Below are 18070 nucleotides of genomic sequence, written 5' to 3' on the forward strand. Positions count from 1 at the left end.
GGAATGACCTCTCTGCGCGGATGGCCGCCGCTCGCCCTTGACGGCATGCTCGCCGCCGTCGTGGCCGTCATGCTGTCGGCCACCGTGCTGGTCACCCCGAAGGCGGGCGCCCTCGACCTCGCCGCCGTGCTCGTCGGCTCGTTCGCCCTGGTCGCCTGGCGGCGGGCGCCTCTGGTGTCGCTGCTGGTCAGCACCGCCTGCATGCTCGTCTACTCGGTGCACGCCCAGCCGGGCCCGCCCGCCATGTTCCCCGTCCTGGTGTCGGTCTTCGGGTCGGTACGGGCCGGCCACCTGCTCCTGCCGGCACTGGCGAGCGCGGTGTTCCTGGGCACCGGCCTGGCCGGGAACCTGGCCGCCCCCGACGGGCGCAACCTCCAGGACATCGTCCAGGCGACGACGTTGCTGCTCGGCTGGTTCCTGGCCTCGGGCGTGACGGCGACGGTCGCCCGGCACCGGCAGGCGTACGTGGAGCAGGCCGAACAGCGGGCCGCCGAGGCCGAGCGCACCCGGGAGGAGGTCGCGCGCCGCCGCGCGGGCGAGGAGCGGCTCAGGATCGCGAGGGAGCTGCACGACTCGCTCACCCACAGCATCTCGATCATCAAGGTGCAGGCAGGGGTGGCCGTCCACCTGGCCCGCAAGCGCGGCGAGGAGGTGCCCGCCGCGCTGCTGGCCATCCAGGAGGCCAGCGGCGACGCCATGCGCGAGCTGCGCGCCACGCTGGAGGTGCTGCGCGACTCCGACGACGGCGAACCGCAGGCCAGCGGCCTGGACCGGCTCGACGACCTGGTGGAGCGGGCCCGCTCGACCGGGCTGCCCGCCATGGTGACGATCTCGGGGGCACGCCGGGAGCTGCCGCCCGAGGTGGACCGGGCCGCGTACCGGATCGTGCAGGAGGCGCTCACCAACGTCTCCAGGCACGCGGGCGGGGCGGCGGCGTCGGTGCGCATCGACTACGGCGGCGACGAGCTGGTCGTGCAGGTGGACGACGACGGGCGGGCGAGCAGGGACGCGCCGCCCGTGCCCGGCGTCGGCCTGCTCGGCATGCGCGAGCGCGTCACGGCGCTCGGCGGCCGGCTGCTGGCCGAGCCCCGCCCGGAGGGCGGCTTCACCGTACGCGCGGAGCTCCCGCTCACAGGACCTTTCACCGAACGCGCGGAGCCCCCGCTCGGCGCAGAGCTTCCGCAAGGGGAACTGACGTGATCCGCGTGCTGCTCGTGGACGACCAGGCACTCATCCGCGGCGGCTTCCGCGCGCTGCTGGAGGCCGAGGACGACATCGAGGTCGTCGCCGAGGCCGCGAACGGCGAGCAGGCCGTCGCCCTCGCCCTCGAGCACCTGCCGGACGTGGCGCTCATCGACGTGCAGATGCCGGTGATGGACGGCATCGAGGCGACCAGGCGCATCGCGGCCGACGAGCGGCTGAGCGAGGTCCACGTCGTGATCCTCACCAACTACGGCCTCGACGAGTACGTCTTCAACGCGCTCAGGGCCGGCGCGGGCGGGTTCCTGGTCAAGGACACCGAGCCCGCCGACCTCGTCCAGGGAGTCAGGGTCGCGGCCCGCGGCGACGCGCTGCTCGCGCCCGCCATCACCCGCCGCCTGATCGGCGAGTACGTCTCCCGCCGCCCGTCGCCCGAGCCGGAGGGCCTGGACGTGCTCACCAACCGCGAACGCGAGGTGACCGCCCTGGTCGCCCGCGGCATGTCCAACGACGAGATCGCCGCCCACATGGTGATCAGCCCGACCACCGCGAAGACGCACGTCAGCAGGGCGATGACCAAATTGGGCGCGCGCGACCGGGCGCAGCTGGTGGTCTTCGCGTACGAGTCGGGTCTGGTCACTCCGCGTCGGGGCTGACGGGGGGCATGTGTACGGCGGCTACACCACCAACCTGCGCGGCACGGTGTCACTCCGCGTTAACCTGCCTGACTGACCGGGTTTCTCCGTACGAGGGTGCCCGACTGAGTACACTCGGGCACGTTCAACCGGCCGAGATCTGTACGGCGAGGCTCTTGGCCATGGGCGGCTGCCCTCGGCCCCGTCCATCTGGAGTCACGTGAGCAGCGGGCTTGTCGACGCGCCGCCTTCCGAGCCGAGCGCGCCATCCCGGCGTCGCCGCCGCTGGCTGCGCTGGGTGATCGCGGTCACCGTTACCGTCGTGCTCCTGATCGCGGGCGTCGCCGTGGGCGTGCTGGCGAAGCTGAACGGCAACGTCAAGCACGTCGACGTCACCGATGACGACCTCGGCGCCACCCGCCCGCCCAAGGTCGCGGGCACCGCCATGAACGTCCTGGTGGTCGGCTCCGACCAGCGCGACGGCAAGAATGCCAAGTACGGCCACCACATCGCGGGCGAGCGCACCGACACGATCATGCTGGTCCACGTGTCGTCCAAGCGCGACGGCGCGATGGTCGTCAGCTTCCCGCGCGACTCGCTCGTACAACTGCCCGCCTGCCGCGCCACCGGCACCTTGCCGGGCCAGCGGCCGCACCTCGGCATGATCAACGAGTCGTTCAACTCCGGCGGCATCGCCTGCACCTGGAAGACGATCGAGTCGCTCACCCACATCCGCATCGACCACTTCGTGAAGGTCGACTTCACCGGGTTCAAGAGCATGGTGAACGCCGTCGGCGGCGTCGAGATCTGCCTGCCCGAGCCGGTGAACGACAAGAAGGCCCTGCTGCACCTGCCCGCCGGGCGGCAGACGCTCAACGGCGAGCAGGCGCTCGGCTACGTCCGCGCCCGCTACAGCATGGGCGACGGCTCGGACATCGGGCGCATCCAGCGGCAGCAGATGTTCATCGCGTCGATGGTCAAGAAGGTGATGAGCGGCGAGACGCTCACCGACCCGGCCAAGCTGCTCGGCATCCTGGACGCCGGCACCAAGGCGGTCACCACCGACCGCGGCCTGACCTTCGGCGTCATGAAGGACCTCGCGACCAGCCTCCAGGGCCTGAACGCCGGGCAGATCCGCTTCATCACCACCCCGTGGCACTACTCGCTCACCCAGCCAGGGCGGGTGGAGTGGGTGGAGCCGCAGGCCGGGCGGCTGTTCCAGATCGTGGCCAAGGACGAGAGCATCCAGGGCGTCAAGGGCGGTCAGGCCAAGGTGGGCCGCACGAAGATCCAGATCGAGCTGCGCAACGGCACCTGGCGCAGCGGCCTCGGCACCCAGGTGGCCGCCTTTCTGGAGCAGCGCGGCTACCACATCACCAAGATCGGCGACTCGGCCCGCAAGCCGCAACCCAGGACCACCATCCTGTACGGGCCGGGCGGCGAGACCCGCGTGCCCACGCTCACCAACGACCTGCTCTCCGCCGCCACCCGTGAGGTCGCCGCGGCGCGTACCAACCGGCTGGTGCTGGTGATCGGCGACGACTGGAAGGGGCTGAAGCCCCTGCGCGCCGACGACACGGAGTCCATCAAGGGCTTCGACGCCACCCACGACACCTGCGCCGCCTGACCCCGGGGTCAGCGGGCGCCGGACAGACCGCCGCCGTCGATGGCGGTGAAACCGGCGTCCTCGATCAGCGGCATCACCGCCTTCTTGGCCTCGTCGTCGTCGCCCCAGTAAGGCATGTCGGCACGAGACCCGCCCCGCTGCCCCGCCGTGCCGAGCTCCAGCAGCTCCCGCGGGTACTTCGTGTTGAACGTGCGCACCAGCCGCACATCGGCGCCCAGCACGCGCTGCTGGTACTGCGGACTCGTCAGCCCGCCGGGGACCGCCACCACGACGGAGAGGCCGTCGCGCTCGGCGATCGGGTTGCTGGGATCGATGACGATCTTGCCGGAGAGCGTGCCCCCGAGGTCCGCGACCACGGCGGGGAACGCCTCCCAGCCCACCGCCATGATGACGACGTCGCCGAACCGCGTGGCCTCGAGGGGCGAGCCGCCCCTGGCCTGGCCGTCCGCCGCCAGGGTGGCCGCCTCCACCCGGGCGGGGTCGGCGTCGCTGAAGAAGACGTCGTGTCCGGCCATCGAGAGCAGGCGTCCGAGCGGCACGCCGAGCCTCCCAGAACCCACGATTCCCACACGCATGCCTTGATCACCTCGAAACCGGGAACTGCCCAGAGGGGCTGGTGACATTCCTCCCCTTGCCGGATGCTCGCTACGCGAAGAGCACCGAGAGCGCCGCGAGGGCGTCCACGACCTGGCGGGCGTCCGGCGTGGCGGCGGGGTCGAGCAGCCACTGCAGCAGCAGCCCGTCAGTGATGGCCACCAGCACCGACACGATGACCTCCGGCGCCATCGGCAGCTCGACGCCCAGTTGGGCGACCGCCCGGCGCACCATGTCGGCGCCCACCTCGCGGCAGCGCGCGTACGAGTCGGCCAGCTTCTCCCGCAGCGCGGCCTCGCGCAGCGCCGCAGGATAGGCCTCGACGAAGACCGTGAGCTGCGGCCGCAACTCCTCGAACGCGTCGACCAGCTCCGTCATGGCGCGCTCCAGCATCTCCCTGGGGCTGCCCGCCTCCGTTCCGAACATCGACCGCTCGACCCGGGCGATCCACCGGTCGAAGAACCCGGCGATGGCCTCGTGGAGCAGCGCGTCCTTGCTGCCGAAGTGGTAGCCGATGGAGGCCAGGTTGGTGCCCGAGGCGGCGACCAGGTCACGGGCAGTCGTGCGGGCGTAGCCCTTCTCCTGCAGGCAGGCCATCGCTCCCGCCAGCAATCTCTCCCGGTATCCACCGGCCTCTGTTCGTGCCACGGGATCCATGCTACTGATATATACAAATGTATATGACGTACGTACATCTACATGAAGGGCATGAAGATGATCCCTCCCGGGCCTAGGCTTCCCTCGGTGGTGCAGACCGCGTGGTTCATGCGGGACGCGCCCGGCATGCTCGCCCGCTTTCAGCGCAGGTACGGCCCGATCTTCGCGGTGCGCTACACCGGCTTCCCGCCGGAGGTCTACGTGACCACCGCGGAGCTCGCCGAGCAGGTCTACCGGACCGACCAGGGCGGCGGGCGCGCGGGCGAGGCGCGGCGCGACTTCCTGGAGCACATCGTGGGCTCCCACTCCGTGCTCACGCTGGACGGCGACCCGTGGTGGCGGCACCGCAAGCTGCTCAACCCGCCGCTCCGCGCCAAGCAGGTCGCCGGCTACCACGACGACATCGCGGCCATCGCCGCCGAGAAGATCGCGACGTGGCCGCTGGGCAGGCCGTTCGCGCTGCGCGATCGCATGCAGGACATCACGCTGGAGATCATCATTCGGCTGATCTTCGGCATTCGGGACGCCGGGCGCGTCGACCGGCTACGCGCGCTGCTTCCCGAGCTGATCGAGACCGGTGGCTCCATGCTGGCCACCATGCTCCCGGAGAAGCTGCGCAGGGTGCCGTACGGGCCCTACGCCCGGTTCGTACGGCTGCGCGCCCAGGTGGACGCGATCCTGTTCGACGAGATCCGCCGTCGCCGGACCGCGCCGGGAGGCACCGACGTGCTCGGCCGCCTGCTGGACACGGAGCTGGCCGACCAGGAGATCCGCGACGAGCTGATCACCATGCTCATCGCCGGGCACGAAACCACCGCCACCGGCCTGGCCTGGGCATTCGAGCGCATCTTGCGCATGCCCGAGATCCTCGAACGGCTGCCCGACGACGAGGCCTACCTCGACGCGGTGGTCAAGGAGGTGCTGCGGGTCCGGCCCGTCGTCTATGAGGCGCCGAGGCTGCTCGACGCCCCGCTCGAACTGGGTGGGTACGAGATCCCGGCCGGATGGTACGCCGGACCGTACATCCCGCTGGTGCACCGCGACCCCGCCGCCTTCCCCGAGCCGGAGGAGTTTCGCCCGGAGCGCTTTCTTGACGGGCCCCAGAACCGGGCCTGGATGCCGTTCGGCGGCGGCCGGCGCTTCTGCGTCGGCGCACAACTGGCCCTGCTGGAGATGCGCGTCATCATCCGCGAGGTGCTGCACCGCCTGGAGCTCGCGGCGCCCGATCAGGCGCCGGAGGCCAGGCGGCTGAAGAACGTCACCCTCGCACCCGCGAACCTGACCCGCGTCATTGCGCGCGCTCGGACTCCTGCTCGGACGCGGTAGGCGGGTAGATCTCCTCCGCTCCCCGTGTGTCCGCGCCCAGCTCCTCGCGGAGCCTGTCGTAGTCGATGTGGTGGTTGGTGTACTTCAGCTGGCGAGCGACCTTCGTCTGCTTCGCCTTGGCTCTTCCTCGGCCCATGGCTACTCCCTAGTCCCCGCTGTCATGCTATCCAACAACGTTACGACTTGAAGAATTATGCAACTCCGCTGGATTAGTCTGGGCTATATGCACGTGGAGGTCCACCAGGCCAAGGCCGACTTCTTCCGAACGCTCGGCCACCCCGCTCGCATCCGAGTGTTGGAGCTACTCCAGGAAGGGCCGCTCCCCGTCAGGGATCTGCTGGCCCAGATCGACATCGAGGCCTCGAGCCTCTCCCAGCAGCTCGCCGTCCTGCGCAGGGCCGGGATCGTGAGCGCGATTCGCGAGGGCAGCACCGTCGTCTACACGCTGGCCACCCCCGAGCTGGCCGATCTGCTCGGGGCTGCCCGCCGGATACTCACCGACATGCTCGCCGACCAGGGGGAGCTGCTCGCGGAGCTGCGAGCAGAGGTCACCTAGCGAGCGCCCGCCGCACGCGCTTGGGGTACCAGGCGGTGAAGACGGCGGGCAGAACGAACGTGAGCACCTTGATGGCGATGACCGGCGTCGTCGCCCGGGGCGAGACGTTGAGCACGAGCGTCAGGGAGACCGCGGCGACGGTGAAGGCCGCCGCCCAGACCGTGGTGATGATCGCGTTGACGCGGTAGAACCGCGGGGTCTCCCAGACCTCCTTCGGTGCCATCGTGCGCGCGATGCCCAGCGTGAACGGCTTGCGGATGGCCAGCGAGCCCCACGCGGTGCCCGCCAGCCAGACGTTGACCAGCGCGGGCCCGTACGGCGTGAGCGCCGAGTGCGGGTCCACCAGCGAGAGCACCGTGAGGCAGACGAAGAACACCGCCGCGCTGCTCTCGATCACCATCTCGTCCCACGCCTTGCCCCCCGGCGGTCGACGGCGACGAGGGCGAGGGCGATGACCAGGCCGGCGATCGCGCCCCAGCGCCACTCGTCGCCGGTGGCGATGACCGCGTAGACGATCCAGGGCAGGAAGCCGAGCAGGCCGCGCATGGTGGGGTGTCCCTTCACATTCCATTAGTGACATGTCGAAGCTAGAACTTCCTATGACGATATGTCAACATAGGAATATGAGCCTTCGACATGCCGTGCTGGGACTGCTCTCCGAGGGGCCCGCGAGCGGATACGACCTGCTGAAGATGTTCGACATCTCGCTGTCGAACGTCTGGCCCGCCACGCAGAGCCAGCTCTATGCGGAGCTCGGCAAACTGGCCGATGCGGGCCTCGTGGACGTGTCGGCCGAGGGACCGCGCGGCCGCAAGGAGTACGCGATCACCGAGGAGGGCCTGGCCGAGCTGCGTAAGTGGATCACCGAGGTGGAGCCGACCAGGGTCCTGCGCAGCGACATGCTGCTCCGCGTGTTCTTCCTGGCCCAGGTCTCGCCCGAGCAGGCCCGCGGATACCTCCGCCACCAGGCCGAGCACGTCCGCAAGCAGCTGGAGCACCTGGAGGGCATCCGCGAGTTCCTCGAGAACCGCGAGGACAACCTCTCGGTGTACGGGCGCATGACCCTCGAATACGGCCTTCGCCTGGGCAAAACGCAAGTGGAGTGGGCCGAATGGGCCGAAGGTCAGATCCGTTAGGCTCTGGCCCATGGTCTCCGAGCTGTTCGATCCCAAGGCGTGGCAGGCGGTCGAGGGATTCGACTTCACCGACATCACCTACCACCGGGCGGTCGACCAGGGCACGGTGCGGATCGCGTTCAACCGCCCCGAGGTGCGCAACGCGTTCCGCCCGCAGACCGTCGACGAGCTCTACCGCGCGCTCGACCACGCCCGGCAGACCACCGACGTCGGCTGCGTGCTGCTCACCGGCAACGGCCCCTCGCCCAAGGACGGCGGCTGGGCCTTCTGCTCGGGCGGCGACCAGCGCATCAGGGGCAAGGACGGCTACCAGTACGCCGACGGCACGCCCTCGACGGGCCGCCTGCACATCCTGGAGGTGCAGCGGCTCATCCGGTTCATGCCCAAGATCGTCATCTGCGTGGTGCCCGGCTGGGCCGCGGGCGGCGGCCACAGCCTGCACGTCGTGGCGGATCTCACACTGGCCAGCGCCGAGCACGCCCGCTTCAAGCAGACCGACGCCGACGTGGCCAGCTTCGACGGCGGCTTCGGCTCCGCCTACCTCGCGCGGCAGGTCGGGCAGAAGTTCGCCCGCGAGATCTTCTTCCTCGGCGAGACCTACACGGCGGCCGAAGCCCACCGCATGGGCATGGTCAACGCCGTGGTCCCGCACGAGGAGCTGGAACGGACCGCCCTGGAGTGGGCGCGCAAGGTCAACGGCAAGTCGCCGACGGCGCAGCGGATGCTCAAGTTCGCCTTCAACGCGATCGACGACGGGCTGGTCGGGCAGCAGGTGTTCGCGGGAGAGGCGACGCGGCTGGCATACATGACGGAGGAGGCGGCCGAGGGGCGCGACTCGTTCCTGGAGAAGCGCGAGCCCGACTGGTCGCCGTTCCCCTGGCACTACTGAAAGTGCCGATGGCGGCGGGCAGACTGGGGCCATGAGGATCAAGGTGCCGACGGCGTTGACCGAGTCGCATGTGAAGTACGACGGGGAGGCCGGCCGCGCGTGGTCGGCCGGGCTGCCCGCGCTGGGCGAGCGCTACCTGGAGGAGTGGGGGCTGCGGCTCGACGGGGAGCCCAGGCACGGGGTGGTGTCCCTGGTGCTGCCCGTCGTGCGCGAGGACGGGACGAAGGCCGCGCTCAAGCTCCAGCCCGTCACCGACGAGAACGCCACCGAGGCCCACGGACTGCGGGCCTGGGCGGGCGACGGCTCCGTGCTCCTGCTCGACTCGGACCCCGCCACCGGCACCCTGCTGCTGGAGCGGCTGGAGGCGGACCGGTCGCTGTCGAGCCTGCCGGACGACATGGAGGCGCTGGGCATCCTCGCCGAACTGCTGGCCCGCCTGGTGTCCTATCCGGCGCCAGAGGGGCTGCGCCGGTTGGGCGACATCGCGCAGGCCATGCTGGACGACGTGGACCAGGCGGTGAAGAGCCTGCCGCGGGAGCGGGACCGCCACTGGATGAAGTGGTGCGCGTCGGCCGTCGCCGAGCTCGTCTCCGAGCCCGGCGACCGGCTGCTGCACTGGGACCTGCACTATGACAACGTGCTGGCCGCCGACCGGGAGCCGTGGCTCAGCATCGACCCCAAGCCGCTGGCCGGCGACCCGTGCTTCGACCTCTTGCCCGCCCTGCACAACCGGTGGGACGACGTGCTCGCGACCGGCGACGTGACGCGTGCGGTGCTGCGCCGCTTCGACTTCATGGTGGACCGGCTCGGCCTCGACCCGCAGCGGGCGGCCGGGTGGACGCTCGGCCGGGTGCTGCAGAACGCCCTGTGGGACGTCGAGGACGGTGAGAGCGAGCTCAACGAGGTCGGTCTCGCCGTCGCCGAGGCCGTACGTCAGCGGACCTGAAGGACGACCTTGCCCTGGCCGTGGCCGGCCTCGATCTCCCTGTGCGCCTCCGCGGCGTCCTCCAGCGCGTACGTCCTGCGTACCGCGAACTTGAAGGCCCCCTCGGCGATCAGGGCGGCGTAGCGCCCGAGCCGCTCGGCGGTGCGGGTCCCCTGGACGACCCGGACGCCCAGCTCGGCCGCCTTCCCGTGCTCGACCAGGGTGACGATCCGCCCGGGGTCCTTGACCAGCTCGAGCGAGACCTCCAGCGCGTGCCCCCCGGCGCCGTCCAGCGCCGCGTGCACGCCGCCAGGGGCGAGCGCGCGCACCCGGTCAGCGAGCCCTTCGCCGTAGGCCACCGGTACGGCGCCGAGGTCGCGCAGGTAGTCGTGGTTGACCTCGCGGGCGGTGCCGATCACGGTGGCCCCGCGCCGCCGGGCGATCTGCACCGCCGCGGTGCCCACGGACCCGGCCGCGCCGTGCACGAGCAGCGTCTCGCCCTCTGCCAGGCCGAACCCGTCGATCGCCAGCTCGGCGGTCTGCACGCCGGCGGTCAGCCCGCCCGCCACCTCCCACGGCACCTCCGCGGGCTTGGGCGCCACGTCTGTCCCCGGCACCACGATGTACTCGGCGTACGCGTGCAGCGCCGAGAACCCGAGCACCTCGTCACCCACCGACACCCCGGTGACTCCGTCACCCACCTGGTCCACCACGCCCGCGAACTCGTTGCCGGGAATGCGCGGGTAGGGGGCCGAGGAGATGTACGGCGGCAGCCACCCCTGCCGTATGGCCGTGTCGAACGGCTGCACGCCGGCCGCCCGCACCCGCACCCGCACCTGTCCCGGACCCGCCTGGGGCGCGGGCAGCTCCATCACCTTCAGCACCTCGGGACCGCCCGGCTCGGCGAAGGCGGCCGCTCTCATCACTTCAGTCATGGGCACCAGCCTGCAACCTCAAGCGAAGTTGAGGTCAAGCCGGAAAAATCGCCAGACTCGCTGGGAACTTTCCGCTTTACCCGCGCTTTATCTGTATATAGTCCGTCAGGACGTCAACGGGGGATCGCAAACCGAGGCGGGATGACCGAGTTCTTAGACACCGTACTGAGCTTTCCGACCATCATTTTCACTTTCCTTCTCGTGGTGGTCATCGGTTATTGGCTGACCGTGATCACCGGGCTGTTCGAGCTGGAAGATGACGCCGTCTGGCTGGGCCTCGGGGGAGTCCCCGCCGGAATCGCGCTCTCGCTGTTCATCGCGCTGGCCTGGCTGCTCTGCCTGATCGGCAGTGTGCTGGTGGCGAGTGGCGGCCTGCTGTTCGCCGTCCCTGTCGCCGCCCTGGGCGGGGGCTGGCTCGCCACCCGTGGCCTGCTGGTTCCGCTGCGCCGGCTGTTGCCTGAAGGGGATCGCCACTCGCGTGGCGACTTCGTCGGCCAGATGTGCATGATCCGCACCGGCGCGGCCACCCCCGACTTCGGCCAGGCCGAGGTCACCGCCGCCGACGGCTCGTCCGCGGTCGTGCAGGTGCGCACGACCGGCAAGGACCGGCTGGCCCGCGGCGACAACGCCCTCATCTTCGAATACGACAAAGACGGCGAATTCTTCTGGGTCATGCCCTACGAAAGTGAGCATTGATGGACATCATCTCCACCGGCTTCGGCGTATTTCTCGCCGTCATCCTGGTCATCGTGATTGGCCTGCTCGCCGTCATCGGCCGCCTTTTCCGCAAGGTGGAGCAAGGTAAGGCGCTGATCGTCTCCAAAGTCAACAAGGTGGACGTGACATTCACCGGCGCCGTGGTCCTGCCGGTCATCCACAAGTCCGAGATCATGGACATCTCGGTCAAGACCATCGAGATCGAGCGGACCGGTCGCGAGGGCCTGATCTGCCGGGACAACATCAGGGCCGATATCAAGATCACGTTCTTCGTCCGCGTGAACAAGACCGCCGAGGACGTCATCAAGGTCGCCCAGGCCATCGGCACCGCCAGAGCCAGCGACGAGACGACGCTGCAGGCGCTGTTCAACGCGAAGTTCTCAGAGGCGCTCAAGACCGCCGGCAAGCAGCTCGACTTCGTGGACCTCTACACCAAGCGCGACGAGTTCAGGGACGAGATCGTCCGGCTCATCGGCACCGACCTGAACGGCTACAGCCTCGAGGACGCCGCCATCGACTACCTCGAGCAGACCTCGCTGATGCAGCTCGACAAGAGCAACATCCTCGACGCGCAGGGCATCCGCAAGATCACCGAGCTGACGGCGATCGAGCACGTGCGCACGAACGAGTTCCAGCGCAACGAGGAGAAGGAGATCACCCGCCAGAACGTGGACGCCCGCGAGGCCATCCTCGAGCTGCAGCGCCGCCAGGCCGACGCCGAGCTGAAGCAGAAGCGCGAGATCGAGACCGTCAAGGCCCGCGAGGAGGCGGAGATCGCCCGCGTGCAGGCAGAGGAGCGGCTGCGCGCCCAGGCCGCGCACATCAAGACCGACGAGCAGCTCGGCATCCAGAACGAGAACCGGGCCCGCGAGGTCGCCGTCGCCGAGAAGAACCGCGAGCGCGTGATCGCCATCGAGTCCGAGCGGATCGAGAAGGACCGCGTGCTGGAGGTCATCGCCCGCGAGCGGGAGACCGAGCTGTCGCGCATCGCCAAGGACAAAGAGGTCGAGACCGAGAAGCGGGCCATCGCCGAGGTCATCCGCGAGCGCATCGCGGTCGACAAGACCGTGGCCGAGCAGGAGGAGAGCATCAAGCGGCTGCGCGTGGTCGAGGAGGCCGAGCGCACCCGCCAGAGCGTGATCATCGCCGCCGAGGCCGAGGCCCAGGAGAACCTGGTCAAGGACATCAAGGCGGCCGAGGCCGCGGAGGCCGCGTCCAAGTTCAAGGCGCGTGAGGAATTGGTGCTCGCCGAGGCCAGGCAGCAGGCCGCCGAGCTGGAGGCCCGCGCCAAGATCCGGCTGGCCGAGGGCGTCCAGGCGGAGTCGGCCGCGGCGGGACTGGCGCAGGTGCAGGTCAAGGAGCGCGACGCCGAGGCCATCGAGAAGGTCGGCCGCGCGGAGGCCCTGGTGCTGAAGGAGAAGCTGGCCGCCGAGGCCGAGGGCGCCAAGGCCATGGCCCTGGTCGAGGGCGACCGGATCAAGGCGCAGGCCGAGGGCGAGCAGGCGATGGCGCTGGCCGGCGCGGCCACGGTGGGCGAGAAGCTGAAGGCCGAGGCCGAGGGGCTCACGGCGAAGGCGGCCGCGATGGCGGCGCTGGACGAGGCCAGCAGGGAGCACGAGGAGTACCGCCTGCGCCTGGAGGCCGACAAGGAGATCAGGCTCAAGCACATCGACGTGTCGCGGCAGGTGGCGGAGTCGCAGGCGAGCGTGCTTGCCGCCGGGCTGGCCAAGGCCAACATCGACATCGTCGGCGGCGACACGATGTTCTTCGACAAGGTGGTCGGCTCCATCACCGCCGGGAAGGTGGTCGACGGCTTCGTGGACCACTCCGAGGTGGCCGGGGCGCTGGTCTCGCCGTACGTCAACGGGACGGCGAGCCTGGCGGCCGACCTGGCGAGCGTGGTCAGCGGCGTACGCACCGAGGACATCAAGAACCTGACCGTCTCCGCCCTGCTCATGCGGCTCATCCAGGACGGCGGTCCGCAGGCGACGGCGCTCGGCGAGCTGCTGGAGACCGCCCGCCGGCTGGGCGTGGCCGACTCCCCGGTGGCGGCCCTGGCCGGAGCTGGTCGGTGACCGATCTGGAAGCGGGGACGTACGAGGTCCTCAGGAACCGCCTCCAGACGCAGGCCAAGGCACTGACGGCGGCGGCCGAGCGGCTCAACGGCGAGCGGCTGAAGGTCTTCGGCGGCGCGGAGCTGCGCCTGCTGGGCACCGAGCGGATCCGTACCGAGAACAACTGCGTCCCCAGGGACATCGTCTCCCTGGGTGACGTGATGCTCTTCGGCTACAACGTCTTCATCGGGCTCAAGCCGGAGACTGCGGTGGCGGACGTGTTCGCGGTGCACCGGTTCTCCAGGGACGGCGACGCGTTCAGGTTCGACGCCGACAAGCTGGAGACGCTGGACGATCCGGCGTTCAAGAAGGACTTCGCCGAGCTGTACCGGTACTACAAGGAGACCAGGCTGCAGCAACTCCGGCGGGTCGAGGGCAAGCTGCTGGCGGTGTTCCAGACGGGTCCGGCGGACCTGCGGGTGCTGCGGTGGGCGGTCAACAGCGGCGGGGTCCCGAAATATTTGGACAACAGGGGGGAGCGGGACCACGTCTTCCCCCCGTCCCACGACTTCGAGTGGACGCCGACCACCCGCGACGACCACGTCCTCGGCCGGCACCCGCACATCTCGATCGAGGACGAGGTGTTCGTCGAGACCGTCGGCGGCGACCTCACCATCAAGATCGAGAACAACACGGAGACCGGCGCCGGCATCTACGCCGAGCCGGTCGCCGAGCCACTGCAGAGCCTGGCGGACGCCGACGTCGAGTACGCCAGGGTGGGGCCGCTGATCCTCATGCGGATCAGGCCGTACAAGGAGAGCGACTGGCGCCATCTGGTCTTCAACCTCCGCACCAAGGCCGTCATCCGGCTCGACGGCATCGGCCAGGCGTGCCAGCGGCTGCCGGAGGACCAGGGGCTGATCTTCCCCGGCGGCTACTACCTGGCGACCGGGGTCAGCAAGACGTTCGACACGGACGTGACGGACCTGGAGTTCGAGCGGGTGGTCCGCTCGCCCAACGGCGAGGACGTCCTGTACGTCTTCCACGCCAGGGGCGACGGGCGCTCGCTGCTGCTGCCGTACAACGTGATCAGGAAAGAGGTCGCCAACCCCATCGTCTGCCACGGCTACTCGCTGTTCGACGACGGCACGATGGTGGTCTTCCGCGCGACCTCCGACGAGCCGACCCGGGTCCACCCGATGCAGGTCTGGCAGACGCCGTACGTCTCCGACACGTACGCCGCCGCCCAGCCCGCCGGGACGGGACCGCTTGAGCGCATCGGCAACGCGGAGCTGGTCCGCGGCATCTCCGACTGCCTGTCCGTGTCCCGGATGATCGAGGAGATGGCGCCCTCGACGGGGACGTTCGAGGCGCTGATCGCCGCCTGCACGCGGGCGTTCGACTCCTACCACTGGCTCGGGGAGCACGGCCTGCGCGAGCCGCTCGCCGACGTGCGGGCCACGGCCGAGCAGGTGCTGGACGAGTACGAGAACGTCGAGCAGCTCACCCGCCAGGCCGCCGAGGCGCTGGCCGGCGCCGCCGAGGAGACCACCCAGCTGGTACGCCAGGCGCGGGCCGACAATCCGGTCACCGCGGACGCCTGGGTCACCATGCTGGCCACGCTGCGCCGGGCCCAGGGCCGCCTGGTGACGTTGCGCGAGACCCGCTACCTCGATCTGGCCGCCCTGGACGCGCTGTCCGCTTCCGTGACGGAGGAGCTCGCGTCGGTCGGAACGCGGGCGGTCGCGTTCCTGCAGGGCGCGGAGGCGTTCACCGCCTATCACGCGGCCGTCGAGGAGCTCGCCGCCTCCGCCGCCGCGATCGCGACGGTCGCGGAGGCCGCCCCCGTGTCGGACCGGCTGGCCGAGCAGGCGGAGGGGGTGGAGGTGGTGACGGAGGTCGTCGGCTCGCTGGACATCGCCGACGCCACCGTACGCACGTCCATCCTGGGCCGCATCGCCGAGGTACTCGGCGGGGTCAACCGGGCGCGCGCCATCCTGGACGGGCGGCGGCGCGAGCTGCTCGGCGCGGAGGGGCGGGCCGCGTTCGCCGCCGAGTTCGCGCTGCTCGGCCAGGCCATCACGGGTGCGCTGGCCATGGCGGGCACCCCCGCTGAATGCGATGAGCAGCTCGGGCGGCTGATGCTGCAGCTGGAGACCCTGGAGTCGCGCTTCGGCGAGTTCGACGACTTCGCGGCGCAGCTGTCGGCCAAGCGGGACGACGTCTACGAGGCCTTCTCGGCGCGCAAGCAGTCGCAGCTCGACGCCCTGGCCCGGCGCGCCGACCGCGTCTTCGCCTCGGCCGAGCGCATCCTGGGCAGCATCACGCGCCGCCTCGGCTCCCTCGGCTCCGCGGACGAGGTCAACACGTACTTCGCGACGGACCCGATGGTGGCCAAGGTCCGCTCGGCCGCCGCGGAGCTGCGTTCGCTCGGGGACGCCGTACGGGCCGAGGAGCTGGACGGGCGCGTCAAGTCCGCCCAGCAGGAGGCTTCGCGGGCCCTCCGCGACCGGCTCGACCTCTTCTCGGACGGCGGCGAGACGCTGCGGCTCGGCCACCACCGCTTCGCCGTCAACACCCAGCCCATCGACCTGACCCTCGTGCCGCATGACGGCTCTGTGCACTTCGCGATCACGGGCACCGACTACCGGTCGCCGGTGCCCGCCTCCTTCGCCGACACCCGGCCCTTCTGGGACCAGTTGCTGGTGTCGGAGACGCCCGAGGTCTACCGGGCCGAGCACCTGGCGGCCTCGCTCCTCGACTCCCTGGCTCCCGGGACCTCTCTCGAGGACGTGGTCCGGCAGGCGGCGGAGTCGCGCTATGACGAGGGGTACGAGCGCGGGGTCCACGACCATGACGCCGTGGCCATCCTGGACGTGCTGGTGCGGCTGCGGTCGGGGGCGGGGCTGCTGCGGTATCCGGCCGACGTGCGGGCGGCGGCTCAGCTGTTCTGGGCCTTCGGTGTGGACGACGTTTCACGTAAAACATTCGCCACGCGGGCCGTGTCGCTGGCCCGCGTCCGCGCCGTCTTCGGCCCCACTCCGGCCTTGGACTCGCTGGCCGCCGAGCTGGGGACGCTGATCGCGGACTTCTTGGACGGGCTCCGGCCAAGTGTGCCGGTGGCGGCGGGGCTCGCGGGCGAGTACCTCGTCGAGGAGCTGGGCAGCAGCCCGTTCGGGTTCGTGACGAGCAAAGCGGCCCGCGACGTCCTCGACGGGTTCAGGAAGACCCTGGGTCCGGCCAAGGTGCGGGAGTTCGAGGAGGAGCTCAAGAGCGTGCCGCTCGCCGAGCGGCTGCAGCTGGCCCACGCCTGGATGGCCGCCTACCACCAGGGCCCCGAGGTGGCGGAGGCCATCGCCGTGCAGCTGTGCGAGGTCCCCCGCCACGACTCCAGCGCCGCCACCCAGGAGACCGTGGGCGGCCTCCTGGGCAGCCACCCCCGCGTCAAAGACCGCAAGCTGGACATCAGGCTGGACGAGCTCCTCGCCAGGACGCGCCAGTTCAGGCAGGAGCGGGTCCCCGCATACCGGGCCTACCAGCGGCGCAGGGGCGAGCTGGTCGAGGCGGAGCGGCGCCGCCTGCGCCTGGACGAGTACAAGCCCAAGGTCATGAGCGCCTTCGTCCGCAACCGCCTCCTCGACGAGGTGTACCTGCCGCTGATCGGCGACAACCTGGCCAAGCAGCTCGGCGCGGCGGGCGCGGGCAAGCGTACCGACCAGATGGGCCTGCTCCTGCTCATCTCACCGCCCGGCTACGGCAAGACGACCCTCATGGAGTACGTCGCCAGCCGCCTCGGCCTGATGTTCGTCAAGGTGAACGGCCCGGCGCTGGGCCACGGGGTGACCTCGCTGGACCCGGCGGACGCGCCCGACGCGACGGCCAGGCAGGAGGTGGAGAAGATCTCGTTCGCGCTGGAGACGGGCAACAACACGCTGCTCTACCTCGACGACATCCAGCACACCTCGCCGGAGCTGCTGCAGAAGTTCATCTCCCTCTGCGACGCCCAGCGCCGCATCGAAGGGGTCTGGAACGGCCGCACCCGCACCTACGACCTGCGCGGGAAGCGGTTCGCGGTGTGCATGGCGGGCAACCCGTACACCGAGTCCGGCCGGCGCTTCCGCATTCCCGACATGCTGGCCAACCGCGCCGACGTGTGGAACCTGGGCGACGTGCTGTCGGGCAAGGACGACCTGTTCGCGCTGAGCTACATCGACAACGCCCTCACCTCGAACCCCGTGCTCGCGCCGCTCTCCGGCCGCGACCGCGCGGACGTCGAGCTCCTCGTACGGCTCGCCAAGGGCGACACCACCGTCAGGCCGGACCAGCTCCGGCACCCGTACAGCAAGCCGGAGCTGGACCAGATCCTCAGCGTGCTGGCCAAGCTGGTGCGCGTCCAGGAGGTCGTGCTGGCCAACAACCAGGCCTACATCGCCTCCGCCGCCCAGTCCGACGCCGCCCGCACGGAGCCTCCGTACCGGCTGCAGGGGTCGTACCGGAACATGAACAAGCTGGCCGAGCGCATCGTCCCCGCCATGAACGACGCCGAGCTGGAGGCGGTGATCGACGACCACTACCTGGGTGAGGCCCAGACCCTGGCCACGGACGCCGAGGCCAACCTCCTCAAGCTGGCCGAGCTCCGCGGCCGCCTCACCCCGGCCCAGGCCGGACGGTGGGCGGAGATCAAGGCCGCGTATCTCAGGGCCAAGGCGCTCGGCGGCGCGGACGACGACCCGATGACCAGGGCCGTGGGCGCGCTCGGCCTGCTGGCCGACCGCGTGAGCGACGTGGGCACGGCCATCCGGGAGTCCGACCGCTGATA

General features: G+C 70.3%; 17 protein-coding genes. 11 read left to right on the top strand and 6 right to left on the bottom strand.

Features of this window, described 5'->3' with window-relative positions:
- Positions 1 to 3: 3 nt before the first annotated feature.
- The 3 genes from ACIBVN_RS07400 (at position 4) to ACIBVN_RS07410 (ending at position 3462) form a co-directional block, all read left to right on the top strand.
- On the top strand, positions 4 to 1200 hold the full coding sequence (locus ACIBVN_RS07400; protein WP_397133681.1) for a sensor histidine kinase: 1197 nt from the start codon (positions 4 to 6) through the stop codon (positions 1198 to 1200).
- Entirely contained in the window at positions 1197 to 1856 is a 660-nt protein-coding gene (locus ACIBVN_RS07405; protein WP_397133683.1) for a response regulator, read from the top strand. The genes ACIBVN_RS07400 and ACIBVN_RS07405 overlap by 4 nt, the downstream gene beginning before the upstream one ends.
- A 199-nt stretch (positions 1857 to 2055) precedes the next feature.
- On the top strand, positions 2056 to 3462 hold the full coding sequence (locus tag ACIBVN_RS07410; protein ID WP_397133685.1) for an LCP family protein: 1407 nt from the start codon (positions 2056 to 2058) through the stop codon (positions 3460 to 3462).
- A gap of 8 nt (positions 3463 to 3470) precedes the next feature.
- On the opposite strand, the gene ACIBVN_RS07415 is transcribed toward ACIBVN_RS07410, so the two are convergent.
- Positions 3471 to 4037, bottom strand: a complete 567-nt coding sequence (locus ACIBVN_RS07415; RefSeq protein WP_397133687.1) for an NADPH-dependent F420 reductase — start codon at positions 4035 to 4037, stop codon at positions 3471 to 3473.
- Between the two features lie 70 nt (positions 4038 to 4107).
- Positions 4108 to 4704 carry a TetR/AcrR family transcriptional regulator gene (locus ACIBVN_RS07420; RefSeq protein ID WP_397133689.1) on the bottom strand — a complete coding sequence of 199 codons (597 nt, stop codon included), beginning with the start codon at positions 4702 to 4704 and terminating at the stop codon, positions 4108 to 4110.
- A gap of 66 nt (positions 4705 to 4770) precedes the next feature.
- On the opposite strand from ACIBVN_RS07420, the gene ACIBVN_RS07425 reads away from it, so the two are divergent.
- Complete coding sequence (locus ACIBVN_RS07425; RefSeq protein ID WP_397133916.1) at positions 4771 to 6039, top strand: cytochrome P450; 1269 nt, start codon at positions 4771 to 4773, stop codon at positions 6037 to 6039.
- Here ACIBVN_RS07425 and ACIBVN_RS07430 read toward each other — a convergent pair.
- The gene (locus ACIBVN_RS07430) at positions 6002 to 6175 is read right to left on the bottom strand and encodes a DUF3073 domain-containing protein (RefSeq protein WP_397133691.1); all 174 of its coding nucleotides are present in this window, start codon (positions 6173 to 6175) and stop codon (positions 6002 to 6004) included. The genes ACIBVN_RS07425 and ACIBVN_RS07430 overlap by 38 nt on opposite strands.
- 87 nt (positions 6176 to 6262) lie before the next feature.
- On the opposite strand from ACIBVN_RS07430, the gene ACIBVN_RS07435 reads away from it, so the two are divergent.
- Positions 6263 to 6595: a helix-turn-helix transcriptional regulator gene (locus tag ACIBVN_RS07435; protein WP_090938046.1), complete on the top strand. Its 333-nt coding sequence runs from the start codon at positions 6263 to 6265 to the stop codon at positions 6593 to 6595.
- Here the strand turns inward: ACIBVN_RS07435 and ACIBVN_RS07440 are convergent.
- On the bottom strand, positions 6588 to 6995 hold the full coding sequence (locus tag ACIBVN_RS07440; RefSeq protein ID WP_397133693.1) for a hypothetical protein: 408 nt from the start codon (positions 6993 to 6995) through the stop codon (positions 6588 to 6590). The genes ACIBVN_RS07435 and ACIBVN_RS07440 overlap by 8 nt on opposite strands.
- Positions 6989 to 7159, bottom strand: coding sequence for a hypothetical protein (locus tag ACIBVN_RS07445; RefSeq protein WP_397133695.1), 171 nt, complete (start codon positions 7157 to 7159; stop codon positions 6989 to 6991). Before ACIBVN_RS07445 ends, ACIBVN_RS07440 begins: the two co-directional genes overlap by 7 nt.
- Before the next feature lie 59 nt (positions 7160 to 7218).
- On the opposite strand from ACIBVN_RS07445, the gene ACIBVN_RS07450 reads away from it, so the two are divergent.
- Genes ACIBVN_RS07450 through ACIBVN_RS07460 form a run of 3 tightly spaced genes read left to right on the top strand, consistent with a single transcriptional unit; the run spans position 7219 to position 9566 of the window.
- Positions 7219 to 7731 (top strand): PadR family transcriptional regulator, encoded by a 513-nt coding sequence (locus tag ACIBVN_RS07450; RefSeq protein ID WP_397133697.1) that lies wholly within the window; start codon positions 7219 to 7221, stop codon positions 7729 to 7731.
- A gap of 10 nt (positions 7732 to 7741) precedes the next feature.
- Positions 7742 to 8620, top strand: coding sequence for a 1,4-dihydroxy-2-naphthoyl-CoA synthase (locus ACIBVN_RS07455; RefSeq protein ID WP_397133699.1), 879 nt, complete (start codon positions 7742 to 7744; stop codon positions 8618 to 8620).
- Positions 8621 to 8651: 31 nt separating this feature from the next.
- Positions 8652 to 9566: an aminoglycoside phosphotransferase family protein gene (locus tag ACIBVN_RS07460; RefSeq protein ID WP_397133701.1), complete on the top strand. Its 915-nt coding sequence runs from the start codon at positions 8652 to 8654 to the stop codon at positions 9564 to 9566.
- Here the strand turns inward: ACIBVN_RS07460 and ACIBVN_RS07465 are convergent.
- Positions 9554 to 10480: an NADP-dependent oxidoreductase gene (locus ACIBVN_RS07465; RefSeq protein ID WP_397133703.1), complete on the bottom strand. Its 927-nt coding sequence runs from the start codon at positions 10478 to 10480 to the stop codon at positions 9554 to 9556. The two genes, ACIBVN_RS07460 and ACIBVN_RS07465, sit on opposite strands and share 13 nt — an antisense overlap.
- Positions 10481 to 10621: 141 nt before the next feature.
- Between ACIBVN_RS07465 and ACIBVN_RS07470 the strand changes: the two genes are divergently transcribed.
- From ACIBVN_RS07470 to ACIBVN_RS07480, 3 genes are read left to right on the top strand one after another with little or no spacing between them, the layout of a single operon-like run.
- Positions 10622 to 11176 (top strand): hypothetical protein, encoded by a 555-nt coding sequence (locus ACIBVN_RS07470; protein WP_397133705.1) that lies wholly within the window; start codon positions 10622 to 10624, stop codon positions 11174 to 11176.
- Positions 11176 to 13272 carry a flotillin family protein gene (locus ACIBVN_RS07475; RefSeq protein WP_397133707.1) on the top strand — a complete coding sequence of 699 codons (2097 nt, stop codon included), beginning with the start codon at positions 11176 to 11178 and terminating at the stop codon, positions 13270 to 13272. Before ACIBVN_RS07470 ends, ACIBVN_RS07475 begins: the two co-directional genes overlap by 1 nt.
- A complete protein-coding gene (locus ACIBVN_RS07480; RefSeq protein WP_397133709.1) occupies positions 13269 to 18068 on the top strand; it encodes a DNA repair ATPase in 4800 nt (1599 codons plus the stop codon). Before ACIBVN_RS07475 ends, ACIBVN_RS07480 begins: the two co-directional genes overlap by 4 nt.
- Positions 18069 to 18070 lie beyond the last annotated feature (2 nt).

The sequence above is a fragment of the Nonomuraea sp. NPDC049400 genome (assembly GCF_044466425.1).
GTDB lineage: Bacteria > Actinomycetota > Actinomycetes > Streptosporangiales > Streptosporangiaceae > Nonomuraea.

Coding starts and splice junctions, on each gene's coding strand:
- ACIBVN_RS07450 (WP_397133697.1), top strand. CDS start 7,219: ATGAGCCTTCGACATGCCGTGCTGGGACTGCTCTCCGAGGGGCCCGCG.
- ACIBVN_RS07425 (WP_397133916.1), top strand. CDS start 4,771: ATGATCCCTCCCGGGCCTAGGCTTCCCTCGGTGGTGCAGACCGCGTGG.
- ACIBVN_RS07475 (WP_397133707.1), top strand. CDS start 11,176: ATGGACATCATCTCCACCGGCTTCGGCGTATTTCTCGCCGTCATCCTG.
- ACIBVN_RS07465 (WP_397133703.1), bottom strand. CDS start 10,480: ATGACTGAAGTGATGAGAGCGGCCGCCTTCGCCGAGCCGGGCGGTCCC.
- ACIBVN_RS07440 (WP_397133693.1), bottom strand. CDS start 6,995: ATGGTGATCGAGAGCAGCGCGGCGGTGTTCTTCGTCTGCCTCACGGTG.
- ACIBVN_RS07455 (WP_397133699.1), top strand. CDS start 7,742: ATGGTCTCCGAGCTGTTCGATCCCAAGGCGTGGCAGGCGGTCGAGGGA.
- ACIBVN_RS07470 (WP_397133705.1), top strand. CDS start 10,622: ATGACCGAGTTCTTAGACACCGTACTGAGCTTTCCGACCATCATTTTC.
- ACIBVN_RS07430 (WP_397133691.1), bottom strand. CDS start 6,175: ATGGGCCGAGGAAGAGCCAAGGCGAAGCAGACGAAGGTCGCTCGCCAG.
- ACIBVN_RS07460 (WP_397133701.1), top strand. CDS start 8,652: ATGAGGATCAAGGTGCCGACGGCGTTGACCGAGTCGCATGTGAAGTAC.
- ACIBVN_RS07415 (WP_397133687.1), bottom strand. CDS start 4,037: ATGCGTGTGGGAATCGTGGGTTCTGGGAGGCTCGGCGTGCCGCTCGGA.
- ACIBVN_RS07435 (WP_090938046.1), top strand. CDS start 6,263: ATGCACGTGGAGGTCCACCAGGCCAAGGCCGACTTCTTCCGAACGCTC.
- ACIBVN_RS07400 (WP_397133681.1), top strand. CDS start 4: ATGACCTCTCTGCGCGGATGGCCGCCGCTCGCCCTTGACGGCATGCTC.